Annotated in this window: 12 protein-coding genes and 1 pseudogene; 10 read left to right on the forward strand and 3 right to left on the reverse strand. The window is 48.3% G+C overall.

Annotated features, from left to right (window positions below; all coding sequences use genetic code 11):
- Position 1: 1 nt before the first annotated feature.
- Together CAP48_RS19845 and CAP48_RS19850 are read right to left on the reverse strand one after the other, a co-directional pair.
- Entirely contained in the window at positions 2-2,191 is a 2,190-nt protein-coding gene (locus CAP48_RS19845) for a tyrosine-type recombinase/integrase (protein WP_100699608.1), read from the reverse strand.
- A gap of 58 nt (positions 2,192-2,249) precedes the next feature.
- Positions 2,250-2,573: a hypothetical protein gene (locus CAP48_RS19850; RefSeq protein WP_100699609.1), complete on the reverse strand. Its 324-nt coding sequence runs from the start codon at positions 2,571-2,573 to the stop codon at positions 2,250-2,252.
- 322 nt (positions 2,574-2,895) lie between these two features.
- Between CAP48_RS19850 and CAP48_RS19855 the strand changes: the two genes are divergently transcribed.
- The 10 genes and pseudogenes from CAP48_RS19855 (at position 2,896) to CAP48_RS19900 (ending at position 16,554) form a co-directional block, all read left to right on the forward strand.
- On the forward strand, positions 2,896-3,090 hold the full coding sequence (locus CAP48_RS19855) for a stability determinant (RefSeq protein WP_100699610.1): 195 nt from the start codon (positions 2,896-2,898) through the stop codon (positions 3,088-3,090).
- Positions 3,090-3,368, forward strand: a complete 279-nt coding sequence (locus CAP48_RS19860) for a type II toxin-antitoxin system RelE/ParE family toxin (protein ID WP_100699611.1) — start codon at positions 3,090-3,092, stop codon at positions 3,366-3,368. Before CAP48_RS19855 ends, CAP48_RS19860 begins: the two co-directional genes overlap by 1 nt.
- Positions 3,369-3,644: 276 nt before the next feature.
- Positions 3,645-3,980 carry a hypothetical protein gene (locus CAP48_RS19865; protein ID WP_100699612.1) on the forward strand — a complete coding sequence of 112 codons (336 nt, stop codon included), beginning with the start codon at positions 3,645-3,647 and terminating at the stop codon, positions 3,978-3,980.
- A 49-nt stretch (positions 3,981-4,029) separates the two neighbouring features.
- Complete coding sequence (locus CAP48_RS19870; protein WP_100699613.1) at positions 4,030-6,267, forward strand: tyrosine-type recombinase/integrase; 2,238 nt, start codon at positions 4,030-4,032, stop codon at positions 6,265-6,267.
- A 275-nt stretch (positions 6,268-6,542) separates the two neighbouring features.
- A pseudogene (locus tag CAP48_RS19875) lies at positions 6,543-6,969 on the forward strand (IS3 family transposase); the annotation flags it as partial.
- Positions 6,970-7,308: 339 nt separating this feature from the next.
- Positions 7,309-8,235: a cation diffusion facilitator family transporter gene (locus CAP48_RS19880; RefSeq protein ID WP_100699620.1), complete on the forward strand. Its 927-nt coding sequence runs from the start codon at positions 7,309-7,311 to the stop codon at positions 8,233-8,235.
- A 347-nt stretch (positions 8,236-8,582) separates the two neighbouring features.
- On the forward strand, positions 8,583-10,742 hold the full coding sequence (gene speC, locus CAP48_RS19885; RefSeq protein WP_100699614.1) for an ornithine decarboxylase: 2,160 nt from the start codon (positions 8,583-8,585) through the stop codon (positions 10,740-10,742).
- A 79-nt stretch (positions 10,743-10,821) separates the two neighbouring features.
- Positions 10,822-12,138, forward strand: coding sequence for a putrescine-ornithine antiporter (gene potE, locus CAP48_RS19890; protein WP_100699615.1), 1,317 nt, complete (start codon positions 10,822-10,824; stop codon positions 12,136-12,138).
- A 249-nt stretch (positions 12,139-12,387) separates the two neighbouring features.
- A complete protein-coding gene (locus tag CAP48_RS19895; protein ID WP_100699616.1) occupies positions 12,388-14,706 on the forward strand; it encodes an Orn/Lys/Arg decarboxylase N-terminal domain-containing protein in 2,319 nt (772 codons plus the stop codon).
- Between the two features lie 342 nt (positions 14,707-15,048).
- A complete protein-coding gene (locus CAP48_RS19900; RefSeq protein WP_100699617.1) occupies positions 15,049-16,554 on the forward strand; it encodes a DASS family sodium-coupled anion symporter in 1,506 nt (501 codons plus the stop codon).
- Between the two features lie 82 nt (positions 16,555-16,636).
- On the opposite strand, the gene CAP48_RS19905 is transcribed toward CAP48_RS19900, so the two are convergent.
- Positions 16,637-17,078: IS3 family transposase (locus CAP48_RS19905; protein WP_153045741.1), on the reverse strand; the 442-nt coding region annotated here is incomplete at its 5' end.

A 17,078-nucleotide genomic window follows, 5' to 3' on the forward strand; every position in this document is an offset into this window, starting at 1 on the left:
TCTATGAAAATGCCTTTTCCATTGCCTTCTCACCTTCTTCTTTTTCCGTGCCTAAATAAAGACTTGTGGTGTTAATGCTAGCGTGCCCCAACATATCGCGAATCTGTGCAAGAGGAGTTGTTTTAACTAATATGGACGCAAATGTATGCCGCAACCAATGTGGAGAAATGCCCCTTAATGCATGAGCTTCAAATGGAGCTTCCTCTTCTATCTCGGTGCCTAATTCGGCTAGGAATCGCTTGATATCCGCATAAATCACCGTATGGAAAATAGGGGATCTCTCGATCAGGCCCTCTCCATCGGAGCCTCCGCATCCCCCTTTTGAATATCCGATCAGTGGCGTCTCGCCATCATTCAATCTAGGATCCAGCGCCAATCCCAGTATTGCCAAGTACTGTTGCAGCAGCTCCAAAGCTGGTTTAACCAAATACACTTTTCTGCTGCGCCCTCCTTTTCCCTCAACGACTAGATACCAAGCCAGATTACCTTCATCATTTTCTTGAACCTGGAAATCTCTCAGACGCAGCGCGCACAGTTCCGATAACCGTAGTCCCGTCAAATAAAAAAACCGAATCGCAAACACAGTCCTATAGGCCACCGTATCGGCTGCCGGAACCTGATCGATCCGATCTTGAATCAGTCGCCATAGTCGCTGATTAATCCGATGATTAACGCGCATACTCCGATTCGAGGACAACTTCGGCAGTCCTTTAAACGGGTTGGACAACAAATAGCGCTGGCTCGTCAGAAACTCAAACAATCCCCCCAGCACCGTCAGCGTATGAGCAATACTCTCCCGACTCATCGATCCTTTTAGTTCTACCTCCTGGCCAGGGTCGGCCGAAATGGCAGCCGGCTCATCGGGTGGTGGATTCGGATTGACAAAGGGCCGCCATTTTTCATGGGTGCGCGGATATTTGCGCCGAGCCACCCACAGGCTAGCCGGTTGAGGATTGCACAAAAAATCACGAAACAGCGCCAAGTCTGCGGTCGTCAGTGAGGATAGTGGTTTTTGCATATTAAACAAACTCCACAATAGGAGTCGTTCGGCTTCCTTACGGTAGGACTGATAGGTGTGGGTTTTATAGAGCGCTAGCCATTCATGAATCGCCTCATAATCATTTTGAGCGGCCAAGCGATTGTTTGGTGGCGGCGCACGATTCGTGCCCTGCCGACCATCCAGCCGCTCCGGCAAGCGCAGCGACTCCAGCGGTTCAATCTGGCGACTGCCTTCGACCCAGACCAAATGATCGGTCGAGTCGCCCTGCTCCGCTGGCGGCAATACGGGAGAATGGACCCGTGTTATAACTCCGCCTGGCAAGTCCTTGCTCTTTTTGAGCACATGCTGATAGATCTGTTTTTCTAAGAAATGCTCGTTTTGACTCAACCAGGTGGTCAATTTGACGGCAGTCACCTGCCCTAGCCCTTTGACATGCTTAAACCACCACCAACCATACTCGTTCGCAAAGTCCACCAGCTTGCCGAGCGTATCGAGTTGGGCCCTGATCAATTTATCGGCCACTTTCGGATGAAACCACCCCGCCACCGGATCACCCAGGGTCGGGTCTGAGGTCAACTCGCCCGCCAGTTCATTGATCATCACCAGGCGTCGTTCGAGGTTTTTCACGTGCAGCGCCTGCAGCGCTTTTTGCGCGTCAGACAGCGGTTGGTCATCTGGTTCAGACACCAGTGCCTGGCGATCGCGGTCTTCCCTTTCGGTTTCTTGGCTGGCTGACGTTAAGTTTCCCCCGACTTCGGCATAATAAAACGACAACTGCTCTTCCTGCCCGAGGATATTATCCGGGTCAAACGAGGCAATAAAGTCATCAAATGAGATTGGCGCTGCGGCCTTGGCCGGATCCAGTGAATGCGCCTGATCGGCGATTTGCTTCTTTATCCCCCGTAGCCGATCGAGCATTTTTTGGGTTTCGGTGACGCTTTTGCGCACACTGGCCGGCAGTTTTAATCGGGCCAGCTGTTCAGGGGCCTTGCCTTTGCGAGCGCCGATGACCAGCAGTGCGTCCTGCACCAGGATCAGCGTATGGCGTGCATCGACCAGGTTACGGCCCGTCTCCAGATACTGATCAGCAATATCGGCCAGGTTGAGGGTGTTTTCAAAAAAGGCCCTGTAAAACGCAATGTGGTGCAGGCCGATCTTGCGCACTGGCAGCAGTTCTTTGACGCTGGCCATCAGCGTTCCTGAACGATAAAGAATAGTGTTTGAATATTCATTAAATGTTCATTCTGTATCATTTCGGCGCATAGCCGCGCTGCTGACGCCGCTGGCACACGATCTGTAATTGGGCCTGACCTTGCGCTAAAGAGGCCAAGGGCACATAGCGTCGTCGACCCCGTCGGCTCGATAGGCTACCCCACGCTTGTTCCAGCTCCCACTGGCCAAACAAATTTATCAGCAGACGTGCTGCATAGTAACGGCCAGTCTCGGCGTTGACCCAATAGTGCGGTGCTAGCTCATGAGATAACGTCGTTGGTACGGTGCTTACCTCGCCGGGCACTGATTCTTGATGTTTAGCCAACGGAAATGCATTCGAGGGATGGTGCTGCGTGTTCATGATCGGCTCCTATTAGGCGCAATAACAGGACTAATTTTCATCCGGGTAAAAATAAACTAACACCCTGCCCTATTGCACTTAAAACAGATAATTCATACAATAATGACATAGTTAATAATTAATATTATTAACGAGTACATTATTGTATGCGTTTTAGGATTCTAGTAAAATAAGGACAACACATAGCCAGTGGATTGGCTCGTTCGCCACCTCGGCGCGAGAGGCCTCGGCGTTGAACGCGCCAATGCCTGGTCAAGAGATGGACAATGCCCTCCTGCAGGGTACAATCAGTAAAGTCGCCATTCACTCGAAGGAAAGGCCTATGAATAGCCCCAAAACTCTGGACCCTCGCGTCTCTGAATTCGATACCCAGGAGCAGGCCGACAGCTATGATCGTTGGTTTCGCGCGAAAGTGCAGGAAGCCATTGACAGTAAAAAACCGCGACTCCCTCATGATGAAGTCGTTAAGAGAATGGGTGAACGGCTGGCAAAATTGCGACAACGTAAAAGCGCCTGATGCTGCCTATTGTCTGGTCTGACGAGGCCGACCTAGACCTCGATGAAATCATCGCATACGTAGGCCAATTTAATGCCGATGCCGCGACTCGCTTGTGGCACTTCATCGTCCAAAGCGTAGAAGGCGTGCCCGATCATCCGTATATGTACCGGCAAAGCGAGCGCATTCCCGGTTGCCGTGAAATTGTTGCCCATCCCAATTACATTGTTGTTTATCGAGTCGAAATAGATCGGATTGAGGTACTACGCGTGATGCATTCGCGCCAGCCCTATCCCTAATTTCTTTGAAGGTATGGGAGGTGTACTTTGTGTCCTCAGGGGGAACACTCACTCAGCCGCAGAACGGGAAACAGATCAGGTGCGGCGCAGGACTTGTATTGCGCGGATCTAAACGAAGATATCTCTGTGGACGATCTACTAGCCGGTTGCAGCCATCAGACACGTCACCGCGCCAAGGCGGCGAAGACAATGAGCTCTCGCGTTGATCAACGAGAAATGCCATTGAGATCGCAGACGGATGCCCATGAAAGACCGTGTGATCAGAAAGGAGTCCCGATGAAGCATGCTGAAAAAAGGGTTGTTAATCAAACCCAGTCTCTTGCTCCCTGTGTGGGCGGCCTCTGTCTTGACGTCGTCGACGAGCTGGCACCCATGCGCTGGGTGAACCCGATCACCCAACGCTACTACTCCGCCCGCCTGGTGCTGAACTTATTTGGCCAGTGGGAACTGCAGCAAGTTTGGGGTAGTCTGACCAGCCGGCGCGGTCGCCTACGCTATGTGCCGTTAGCTGGGTTGAATGAGGGCCGCCAGCAGCTGACAACCTTGGCGCGGCTGCGCCGGCTGCGCGGTTACATTGAACAGCCTCTCTCATCGAGTTTCAGCGGTACATAACATGGTATGAATTCATTATCGGTTCATCCAATGGTTTTTTAAAAATATCATGGCCAGTGTTAAAGAACTCCTGCCGGTGCGTAAGATCGGTCTGCATCACCTGGCCTTTTATCGGGCTTTTTTTGAAAACATCCTGAATCTGGCCGATATCGCCGACCAGTATCTGGAGACGGGGCGTAATCTGGTGGATGCCCGCCACACACTGATCCTGGTGCAGGATGCGCTCTTGGTGATGGGTGCGCGCCAAGGCACGGCGCCCGAGCAGCTGGCCCTACTTAAATTGCCGTCCAACGTTCGAAAAAGTGTCACCGAAACGCAAAAAATGCTCGATCGCCTGCGTGCAGTGCGACGGGCGACGCAAGCCCCACCAAGCCCCTTGGCTCAAGACGGCGCTCAACCGTCTGCGGCGGCGATCAGCTTTGAGGACTTTGTGGCCACCTTTGACCCGGATCATATCCTGGGCCAAGAGGAGCAGCTGGCGTTTTATTATGCCGAAGTCGGCGGCCATCTGCCCTCGGCCACGGCAGAGGCGCAGCGCGAAGATCGCGATCGCTTGGCCCTCGTCCCCGAGCCTGAGGAAGAAAACCTGAGCGACGCGCAAAAAGCGCTGCAGGCGTTACACGTTAAAAAACTAGGACGGCGCTTGGCATTGATCAATGCGCTCGCTGGCGGATTGACCTCGACGCCCACCTTAGCAGATCCGGTCGCAGGGTGGTTTCATCCGAAGGTGGCCGGTAAATTGATCCGCGCTGAGCTCGATACCCTGGGAAAACTGCTGGATTTTGCGAACGAGTACGGCTGGTGGTGGTTCAAACACGTTAAGGGGCTGGGGCAGGTTACCGCCGTCAAATTAACCACTTGGTTGAGCCAAAATGAGCATTTTTTAGAAAAACAGGTCTATCAACATCTTCTGAAAAAGGCCAAAGAGGTGCCTGGCGGCATCAAGCGGCCCAGTCAACTCCCGGGCACGTTATCAACTGAACCGCTGACACCAGCGAGTGATGCTAACACGCTCGTGGCTTTGGAGGCGGGCAGCCGGCAAATCGAACCGCTAGAATCGTTGAGATTCCCTCCCAATCTGAATGGCCAACAGGGTACGAATCGGGCCCCGCAGCAGGATAATCGTCTTGCCGCCCAGAACGATTATCAGGCCGTTTATGAATGGTTATCCCTGTACAAATCGCATACCTATCAGTCCTACCGCAAGGAAGCCGAGCGCCTGCTACTGTGGTGTCTGTTCACCATGCAAAAACCACTCTCATCGCTAACCACCGCAGATCTGGCGTTGTTTCGAGACTTTTTATTTTATCCCCAGCCGGCCAGCGTCTGGGTGGCCAGGCGTAAATATCCAAGAACGCATGAGAAATGGCGACCCTTTGTCAATCCGAATCCGCCGCCCGATGAGCCGGCTGCCATCACAGCCGATCCAAGTCAGGAAGTGGTCTTAAAAGGCTCGATGAGCCGCCAGAGTATTGCGCATGCATTGACTGTCCTAGGCGGCCTGTTCGAATATTTGACGAGTCAGCAGTATTTGCTGTCCAACCCCGTTAAAGGCCTGCCCAGCCTGGCCTCCCAACGCGGCCTGCGTGTCAATCACCGGATCCATCAGCGGCTGTGGCAGCGCATACAGGATGCCTTAGAGCGGGTGCCGGTGGGCGAGACGGTTGCCTACCGGACAGTCTTTGCGATTCGGTTTTTCTATTTAACCGGATTGCGCCTGTCGGAACTTTGCGCGCTCAAACTAGGAGACATCCACGTTCAAGAGAATGATGTGGGCGAGATGGCGTGGTACCTAAACGTCGTCGGAAAAGGGGGACGCACGCGACAAGTCTATCTGGTCAAACCGGCACTCGCGGCGCTGCAGACGTATCTGGCCGTACTTGGCTTATCAGGCGACCCGCGCCTGAATGATCCAGACATACCACTGGTTTCGTATCAAAAGTGGGAAGCAGCGGCCGACGAGATCGAGGAGGGTGCCGGGCAGTGGGGCAGATGCGGGGTGTTTCATACCGTGGTGTATGCCGATATCAAACGGTTTTTAGGCAGATTGGCCGATGAAATAGAAGCGGAGGCGCCGTTTGATGCGCAGACATTGAGAGCCATCAGTCCGCATTGGCTACGTCACACGTTTGCGTCCATGCTGGTCAAAACCACCCCACTGGCGCAAGTCAGGGATATGCTGGGGCACGCCAGCATCCACACCACCAGCCTTTACCTGGGCACCGAGAAAGCAGAAGGGGAGAAAGGAATGGAGCAGGCTTTTAGTGCAATTTCCGAGCTCGCTTAGGCTATGGGTAAAATGTATATCTGCCTCTTAAAATCCGCCGCCACTAGGCGGGTCCTGCACCTTGTTAAACGTTAAAGCCAATAAAACTGACCCTTGGCTCTTGATATGTGCTCAGAGCGAGGTTTATTAATGCCAGAATTCTACCTTCTCCTCCCGCCTTAGAGCGTAACCAGTACGATTTTGTATAGTAGAATCAATTCGATTTACTTGAAAATTCCGCCTCGAGTGCTGGGCAGAGGCCAGAATGGATGTTGAAATTTTAAAAAAGGCGACCTTGGATTCAACCGGTCATTGATCTGCATTCACGTAAAGTCGTTGGCTAGTCCATGAAGCCAACATTGGGCAGAGAACTGGCCATTGATGCTTTATGGATGGCAGTGCTTCGTCGCAAACCCGTAAAACCGGTGATCGTACACTCTGACCAGAACTCACAATACGGCAGCGTTGACTGGAAACGCTTCTGTGACGCTCACCAATTACAGCCCAGCATGAGCCGAAGAGGCAATTGCTGGGATAATGCGGTCGCAGAATCCTTTTTTAGCAGTCTGAAAAAAGAGCGGATACGAAAACGCGTCTATAAGACCCGAGATATGGCTCGCGCTGACATATTCGATTATATTGAAGTCTTCTACAACCGTAATCGCCGCCATACCCCATCTTGGCGGCATCAGTCCCGAGGCCTTCGAGAAGGATGCGGCGTGAGGTTGGCTAGTGTCTTAAATCTCTGGGCAGTCCAACTTCTATTCAACCTAAAACCTTATCTTGGGTAATCAGAAATCTATTCTGTGATGGAAATGTGTTTTGGCAAGACTAACATTTTGCGGATTCCATTACTCATTCACAACCTGTAAGGTAGACGCCTGGTGCGTTTTCAGAAACAGGATTAGGACGCTTACAATTTTCTATGCGCACTGAGTCTCGAGCGAACAGATCCAATGTGGGAAAAAGTATAGCCGTACTAGCCATAGAAAATGTCTTGTGTTCTGAGACACTCCAAATTGGTTTCCACTAGGACTTAAGACGTCGGATCAAGACATGAGAATTTTGAGCGAACAGGATGTGTTACGGATATCGATCTCAGTCACGTTCAGCATTGCGCTGTTAGGGGTTGTTTTTGGGCTAATTTCGGGGTCTCATTCAATTATCTTTGAAGGCATCTATTCGATGATTGATGCGGTCATCACCTCTGTTGCCTTACTGGTAACAAATCTAATTACCAACTCGACTGTTTTGGATAAGCCAAAGCGCAAATTGGAAGAACGCTTCACAATGGGATTTTGGCATTTAGAGCCTATTGTGCTTGGGCTCAATGGTGTACTTCTTTTGGGCGCTAGCGTTTATGCTTTGATCAACGCAATGGGGAGTTTTTTAACGGGTGGTCGCGATTTAGTATTTACTCACGCTATCGTTTACACGGCGATAACTGCGTTGATTTGTTTTTGTATGGTCTTGATCGAACGCCACTTAAACAAACGCATCAGTTCTGAATTCCTCGAGTTAGATGCCAAAGCTTGGCTCATGTCCGGGCTAATCTCCACAGCACTCCTGGTCGCTTTTGGCAGTGGTAGTCTAATCCGGGGAACCAAATTGCAATGGGTTTCACCCTACATTGACCCAGCAGCCTTGGCATTGGTTTGTTTTATTATAATTCCATTGCCCTTGGCCACTATTAAACGGGCCCTAGCAGATATCTTGCTGATTACGCCTGCAGCGCTAAAAGCCCATGTGGACTCAGTCGCTACAGAAACGGCGGAGCGATACTGCTTCACAGCATTTCGCTCGTATGTTGCCCGAGTAGGGAGAGGAACGCAAATTGAGTTGTATTTTGTCATTCCACGAGGCCGGCCCCCGAAGAGACTGGAAGAGTGGGACGAATTGCGAGATGAAATTGGACAGGCGATAGGCAACGACACACCGAATCGCTGGCTAACGATAGTATTTACCACTGATTCTGAGTGGGCTGAATAATGCTTCTATTATTTTAGAACTTTAGTCAAACTAGTCCGTTGCTAAAGTAGGATACAGGCGCTTTAACGGAGTAGTTGGGGGGTATGAAAAATATATCTTTATGCACATTCTTAAAATGTGCTGTACGTGGCTTGGTATCTTTCCTGGTATTCACTCTAGGTGAAAGAGGACAAAAATGTGGCACCAGAAATTAAACCAAATTGCGCGCAATAGGAAAATTGAGCGTGAGTTTTTGATGACTTTTTGATTTAACACAAACGTGGTAGTGTCATAATTTGATATAGTTAATCGCAAATCCTCTTGCTCACCTGCTGAGTCAGAGCCTGTTTTCTGATGGGAGCCCACCAATGTCTGCGCTAAAAATAGCAATGCCTTTTGAGTTGTTTGAAAATTTCATTGTCAGCTATGAAGTCATCGATATTCGAAAAACTGACTTTACTGATGTAGCGGCAGCAGTGACGACGACTAAGGATATAAAAAAAATAGTCGATAAGATTGCTGATACCGGATTTAATATACCGATCTTCTTGGCACTTTATTCTGACGAGTTAATTCCGGATGGAGTGCTTCCAAAATTAACAGGCGTATTTCAATTAGGTGCTGGCAATCGCCATTACTATGGAAAACAATTAGCGGCAAGTGCCGATAATTATATTGAGAATCTGTACCCGCCATTTTTCAAGGAACTACATAGCTACGTCAGTAGAGGCTATGTAGAGTTTGATTGTCCTGGCCATCAAGGTGGGCAATTCTTCACTCAGCATCCTTTAGGTAGGCAGTTCTTTAACTTCTATGGGGAGACGCTTTTTCGGTCAGATTTGTGTAACGCCGATGTCAAATTGGGGGATCTTCTCATCCACGAGGGAGCTGCAGCAGAAGCTCAGAAAAATGCGGCAAGAATATATAACGCAGATAAAACCTACTTTGTCTTGAACGGAACGTCCACTTCTAACAAAGTCGTGACTAGTGCGTTATTAGCCAAAGACGATATCGTTCTGTTTGATAGGAATAATCACAAATCGGTCCATTTGGGAGCTTTGGTTCTATCTGGCGCGCTACCAATATATATGGAAACAGCCAGAAATAACTATGGATTCATTGGCGGAATTGATGCGCATTGTTTCAATGAAACATATATAAGAGAAGCGATCAGAGAAGTGTGTCCAGAGCGCGCCGATCTAGAGCGTCCGATTCGGCTCGCCGTTATTCAACTGGGTACGTACGATGGCACGATCTACAATGCCAGGCAAGTCATCGACAAAATTGGGCATCTTTGCGATTACATTTTATTTGACTCTGCATGGGTGGGATATGAACAGTTTATTCCAATGATGGAAGATAGTTCGCCACTTCTACTGAGCTTAACTGAAAAGGATCCTGGCATTTTTGTCACGCAATCAGTTCACAAGCAGCAAGCGGGGTTTTCGCAAACATCTCAAATACATAAAAAAGACAAACATATCAAAGGTCAACATAGATATTGTTCCCACAAACGGTTAAACAATGCCTATATGATGCATGCGTCCACCAGTCCGTTCTACCCTTTGTTTGCCGCGTTGGATGTGAACGCTCAAATGCATAAAGGGGTTGCGGGTAAACGACTATGGCGAGAGTGCGTAAAAAACGGAGTGGAAGCGAGAAAACTCTTGCTAAACTCGTGCAAATATATCAAGCCGTTCGTCCCAGATTTTGTCGATGGTAAACGCTGGCAAGATTACCCCACTGAAATGATTATTGATGATCTACGATTTTTCAAGTTCAAACCAGGCGAGAATTGGCATGCTTTTGAAGGTTATACAGATAACCAATATTTTATAGACCCGTGCAAATTACTATTGACAACGCCAGGGATTAATCAGGACACAGGCGAATATGCATCGTTCGGGGTGCCAGCAAGTATTTTGGCACACTACTTGAGAGAAAATGGGGTAATCCCGGAAAAAGCAGACTTGAATTCTATTTTGTTTCTATTGACGCCTTCTGAAAGCTTGGGTAAATTGCAGCACTTGATTGCACATATAGCACGCTTTGAAAAGGTATTAGAGGACCGACTTCCCATACGTGAGGTGTTGCCGACTCTATATAAAAATCACGAAAAGCATTATTTTGGAAAAAATATTCACGATTTGTGCCAGTCGATGCATGATTTCTATAAATTCAATGATATGAAAACGCTGCAAAAACAGATGTTTCGTAAAGATCATTTTCCTGAACAGGTAGTTACGCCATGGGAAGCAAATCAAGAACTGGTGCACAATAAAGTTGAGCTGGTTTCTTTATCTGACATTAAAGGCCGCATAGCGGCAGAGGGAGCGCTTCCGTACCCACCGGGGGTCTTATGCGTGGTTCCAGGTGAAAAGTGGCAAGGACCTGCGTTAAAGTACTTTCGAGCTCTTGAGTCGGGCCTTAATCTATTACCTGGTTTTGAACCAGAGCTGCAAGGCGTTTATATTCAAAAAGATGTAGAGGGAGTAAAAAAAGCTTATGGCTACGTATTAAAAGGATAGATGCACTGCTTTCTTTATTATCCGAGTTTTGGTACACAAAATATGATGTCAGTCCCTGATTCCACTCAATAGGCTTGCAATGAAACAATCGAACCATAAGATGGGTGTAGTTCAATTAACTATACTGACGGTAGTAAATATGATGGGGTCAGGCATTGTGTTGCTACCCACGAAATTGGCACAAATCGGAACGATCTCCATTTTCTCGTGGTTAATTACTGCGAGCGGCTCGGTGGCGCTTGCCTATGCGTTTGCAAAATGTGGACGATTTAGCAAAAATACGGGCGGTATGGGTGGATATGCTGAGTATTCTTTTGGCAAGTCAGGAAACTTCATGGCCAATTATACCTACGCTGTTTCACTCGTCATTGCAAATGTTGCCATTGCGATTACTGCAGTAGGCTACTTTTCGACGTTTATGGGCTGGCAGCTAGGGCCATTTGATGCCGCATTTTTAGCCATCATTTTTATCTGGTTAACGACCATCCCCAATTTTTGGGGAGCCCGAATAACGGGGCGGGTGGGTAGCGTGACGGTCTGGGGCGTCATTTTACCGGTATTAGGGATCTCATTGATTGGCTGGTTTTGGTTCGATCCAGATATTTATACTGCCTCCTGGAACCCACATAACGAACCATTTGGGCAAGCAATCTCAGCTTCTATTGCCATAACACTTTGGGCTTTCCTCGGATTAGAGTCGGCATGCGCGAATACGGATGCAGTGGAAAACCCGGAAAAAAATGTGCCAATTGCTGTTCTTTTCGGAACGCTGCTCACAGCGGTTCTCTATATCCTGTCGACAAATGTGGTCGCAGGTATTATTCCGAATGCCGATTTAGCAAATTCTAATGCGCCTTTTGGTTTAGTGTTCAGCTACTTATTTAGTCCAGTCATCGGTCAGGTTATTAATGCCCTTACCGTTATCGCATGCCTGGGTTCGTTATTAGGTTGGCAATTCACTGTCGCTCAGGTATTCAAAGCGGGAGCGGATGAAGGTTATTATGTGCCTCTTTTTGGCAAAGTGACTTCGCGCAACGCGCCGGTAATCGGTATGGTGGTATTGGCCATAGCACAGACAATGCTTTCTCTCATGACTGTAAGTCCAGATTTAAGCACCCAGTTTAATTCCATCGTGAATTTGGCGGTCGTCACCAATCTGGTGCCTTACATCTTATCGATGTCCGCAATAATCGTACTGTTGAAATCTGCGCAAGTTCCACAAAAGCAAGTCTTGTTCGTCGCAGCAATTGCATTCATAGGAAATATTTACAGTTTTTATGCTCTTTACAGCTCAGGCCAAGAGGCTATGTTCTGGGGTGGATTGGTCACATTTGCCGGCTGGGTGTTGTACGGTAAGATCGTTTCAACAAAGTATGACCTGCGGCAACCGTACTAAGGTCTTCAGAGCCCAATCCTTCTCTGGTTCAGTTCTTTTAAGTCCTTTGGCCATTTGGAGCACAAAGGCGACCTTGCTCTCGCTGCAAGGTTAGGATGGCAATTTTGTCTCGTAGATGTATTGGGCGCTTGCTGATTCGTAGTGAAATATCCGTGGTATGGAGCAGGAATTGAAGATGGAAATTTTTTGACAATATTCAGTCGCAACAAGCGTTCTGATCTAGCGTTTTAATTAACTGCGGAGAGTTTTATGTATTTCAATTCCTTAGATTATCCTATTGTCATTATTGATAGTGACTATGATTCGCCTCGTATTGGAGGGATTCTTATCCGTGCTTTGGCCGACGAGCTACGAAGTAATAACCACCGTGTATTATGCGGACTAAATCTTGACGATGCAAAAGCAGGCGCGCGTACTTACGTTGCGGCCTCGGCAGTATTAATTTCAATCGATGGCAGCGAAGAATCGGAGGGAGAGTTTCAGCGGTTAAATGCCTTTTTGCATAAACAAAGCGAACGACGTGCTAATTTGCCGGTCTTCCTTTTCGGAGACCGACGCACCATAGAAAAAGTTCCAACCAAATTGATCAAGTATATTCACGGTTTTATCTATTTATTTGAAGATACGAAAAGCTTCATTGCTCGTCAAGTGATGCGTGCGGCTGAAGAGTACATGCAGCGTTTACTACCCCCATTCTTTAAAGCATTAGTGCATCATGCGGCAGAATCTAATTATTCTTGGCACACTCCAGGTCACGGCGGAGGGGTGGCATTTACTAAATCTCCCGTTGGACGCGCGTTCCACCAATTCTACGGTGAAAATACGCTTCGCAGTGACTTATCTGTCTCAGTGCCAGAGCTGGGTTCTTTGTTAGACCATACTGGTCCGGTCAGCGAGGCGGAGCGGGAAGCAGCCATCAATTTCGGGGCTGATCATACCTTTTTCGTTACCAACGGGACTTCGACAGCCAATAAGATCGTATGGCACGGTTCTGTTGCTCGGGGAGATGTGGTTTTCGTTGACCGCAACTGCCACAAATCTTTATTACATGCGTTAATCATGACGGGCGCAGTACCGGTATATTTTACACCCAGTCGTAATGCGCACGGGATCATAGGTCCAATCAGTTTAGAACAATTCACTCCTGAAGAACTTCAGAAGCGTATTGCGGCTAATCCGCTGGCAAATGGCGCCTATCAGGCAGGTTCTAAAGCTCGCATGGCCGTCGTCACTAACTCCACATATGATGGTCTGTGTTACAACGTCGAAAAAATTGCTAGTGAAATTGGTGAAGCAGTCGAGTATTTGCATTTTGATGAAGCGTGGTATGCATATGCAGCCTTCCACCCATTTTACGAGAACCATTATGGTATGGCCAAGGGTAAGGCCAGGGAACAGGATGCGATCATTTTTTCCACGCAATCAACTCATAAGCTGTTGGCAGCGTTCTCCCAAGCATCGATGATTCATGTGCGCAATTCTGCTAACCGAAATCTTGATGCTGCACGTTTCAATGAGGCATTCATGATGCATACCTCCACTAGCCCGCACTATGGGATTATCGCTGCGTGCGACATTGCGTCGAAAATGATGGAAGGCGGGGCGGGGCGATCACTGGTTCAGGAAATGCACGACGAAGCTAGCACATTCCGGCGTGCGATGCTTCATGTTCATGAGGAGTTAGGTCGAGATGACTGGTGGTTTAGAGTATGGCAGCCGTCTCAAGTTGAAAGTGCTCTGGGCGAAGGTGAAACTTCGACGCCCATTGTGGTAAAACGGGAGGACTGGTATCTTCAGCCGCAGGGCCATTGGCACGGATTTGAGAATTTGGTCGATGATTATGTGTTGATCGATCCAATCAAAGTGACGCTACTCACCCCGGGATTATCAGTAGCGGGAGATATGGGCAAGATCGGAATCCCTGCGGCTGTGTTAAGCAAATTCTTATGGGGTCGCGGCATCACAGTCGAGAAGACGAATCTTTATTCTGTACTGTTTCTATTCTCTATGGGCATCACTAAAGGCAAATGGAGCACCTTAGTCGCTGAGTTGATGGCCTTCAAAGAGTTGTACGACCGCAACGCTTCTTTGAGTGAGGCTTTGCCTACACTGGCGTCGGATCATCCAACAGTATACAAAAATAAAGGTCTGCGAGATTTATGTGACGCGTTGCACGAATTCAACAAAAACTTCGCAGTCGCTGATGTGATGCGTCAAATGTACGTGAATTTGCCTGAGCCGGTAATGATACCTGCCGATGCGTATGACCATTTAGTAAAAGGAAAAATCGAGCGGGTCGATATTGAGCATATCGGCGGGAGGGTGGCTGCCACTATGCTAGTGCCATACCCACCAGGTATTCCCACGATTATGCCAGGAGAGCGTTTTGGGGGTAGCGATGATCCAATCATACAGTCATTGCATATTGCTCGAGAACAGAATGCTCAATTTCCAGGCTTTGAATCTGACGTGCATGGGCTTATCATTGAGCAGATAGAGGGCGAGCTCACTTATAAAGTAGAGGTGCTTAAGGATAAGTGCTTTTCTAAAGCGCTAAATATTCCATAACTCTTAGTAATTGGGATCGGAATTTTTGATCGGTTAACTTATATATAGGCACTGAGTTCGCGGCGCTGTGGCTGCGGCTTGGAAAATATGCCGGATGAACTGAATCCACGTGCGCATAGTCGTTTACGCAGCGGACATGTAGGTATCAGGTTGCCATCCGGCGGCCTGACTAGCGTTTTTTTTTCAATGGAAATATGTGGTTAACTCTCCTTCTATGTCAATCGAAGAGTTTTGTCATGGAAGATCCAATTTATTGGTTTTTTAAAAATTAATTACTTACTCGATACAGAACCTGGAAACGACGTCTCAATGTTCTTATTTTTTAACTAAAAGGAAGGGCCCGTGCAAGAATCGCTGAAAAAAGTGCTTATTTATTTTCAAAAAAAAGTACCATTTCGACTGGGGCCCGCATTAATCACGACCGCCTTTTTGGTACTTATGCTGATTTTGCCAGTGCCCGAAGGATTAACCACTAAAGCTTGGGCATTAGTAGCCATTTTTTTGACCACGATTTTAGCCATTATTCTTAAAGTGATGCCGATAGGTGTAATGGCCATGATGGCAATTACCATCGTCGCTCTTACACAGGTGACCTCAACAACTTCCAAGGGTGCGATCACAGATGCACTGTCTAGTTTGGCTAATCCCCTAATCTGGCTTATCGTGATAGCGGTTCTTGTATCGCGTGGTCTGAATAAGACTGGCCTTGGCAAGCGGATCGGCCTTCTCTTCATTTCGATTCTGGGGCGCAAGACAGTTGGGATTGGCTACGGGTTGGCAATCTGCGAACTTGTACTTGCTCCGTTTACGCCTAGTAATACGGCTCGCGGCGGCGGTATCGTACACCCAATAATGAAATCAATAGCCTCTGCTTTCGATTCGGATCCTAACAAGCATTCTGAGCATAAGATTGGCACCTATCTTGCACTTGTAAACATGCATGCCAACACAATTACCTCTGGCATGTTCATTACGGCGACAGCACCTAATCCACTGGTCGTGGACTTTATTGCTCGAGTGACGAACCAAAGTTTTCACCTATCCTGGACAACCTGGGCTTTATGTATGCTCTTACCTGGCTTAGCCTGTCTTCTCTTAATGCCGCTCCTGGTGTCGTTGTTGGCTCCGCCTGAAATCAAGGTAACGCCTAACGCAGTCGAATACGCGCGCGCCGAACGCAAGGCCATGGGTCCTGTGTCGGGGGGAGAGAAAGTGATGATGGGCACGTTTGGGGTTATGCTATTGCTTTGGGCCAATGTTCCTGCTATGGTGCTTGGGCCAACCTATATGCTGGACCCGACTGTCGTGGCCTTTGTCGGTCTTTTCATCCTAATTATCACTGGCACGATTAATTGGGATGATGTGCTCTCTGAGAAAAGTGCGTGGGATACATTGATATGGTTTGGTGCATTGGTCATGATGGCAGAGCAACTCAATAAAACTGGTGTCATCGCTTGGTTTTCAGGCATGTTGAAAAATGCAATTGCTTCAGCCGGAATGGGTTGGGAATGGGCCGCAGCGCTGCTCGTACTGTTGTTCGTATTCTCACATTATTTCTTCGCCAGTACGACCGCACACATTACCGCAATGATGCTCGCTTTTCTTAGTGTGGGAGTGACGTTGATCCCTCCCGATTATGTAACCCCTTTTCTCCTGATGATGGTCGCTGGTTCTACCATCATGATGACACTGACCCATTATGCTACTGGCACTTCGCCAATCATTTTCGGCAGTGGATACGTAACACTTGGTACTTGGTGGCGAGTGGGGTTCATTATGTGCGTAGTTGAACTGGCAATTTACGCCACGCTTGGTATAACTTGGTGGAAGGTGCTCGGATTGTGGTGATATTAGCTTAATACTTAAAACTATCCTGATATTTGTGTGCGTCTAGCAAGCCTTCTTGGACTACGCTGAATCGACCAGACTTTTATAGACAGTTCGTAGCCTCAGAAAAGTATTGCTGTTCGTAGTTTACCGGCGATAGGTTGGCCGCATGGCTATGACGGCGGACAGGGTTGTAAAACATTTCGATATAGTCAAAGATATCCTGTCGTGCGTGCTCTCTGGTTTTGTATATATTACGTTTAATTCGTTCACGTTTGAGTAATTGGAAGAAGCTTTCTGCGACAGCATTATCATGGCAGTTTCCGCGTCGACTCATACTCGGTTGTAGATTATGGTTGGCCAGGAACGCTGCGTATTCGTAGCTCGTAAATTGACTACCCTGATCTGAATGGACCATGATGGGTTGCTTGGGTTTGCGACGCCATACTGCGGCGAGCAGTGCCTGCAGAACTAAATCTTTGTTCATTCGTGAATCCATCGACCAGCCCACTACCTGGCGCGAGAATAAGTCCACCACAACAGCC

Source organism: Advenella sp. S44 (assembly GCF_002810445.1).
Classification (GTDB): domain Bacteria; phylum Pseudomonadota; class Gammaproteobacteria; order Burkholderiales; family Burkholderiaceae_B; genus Advenella.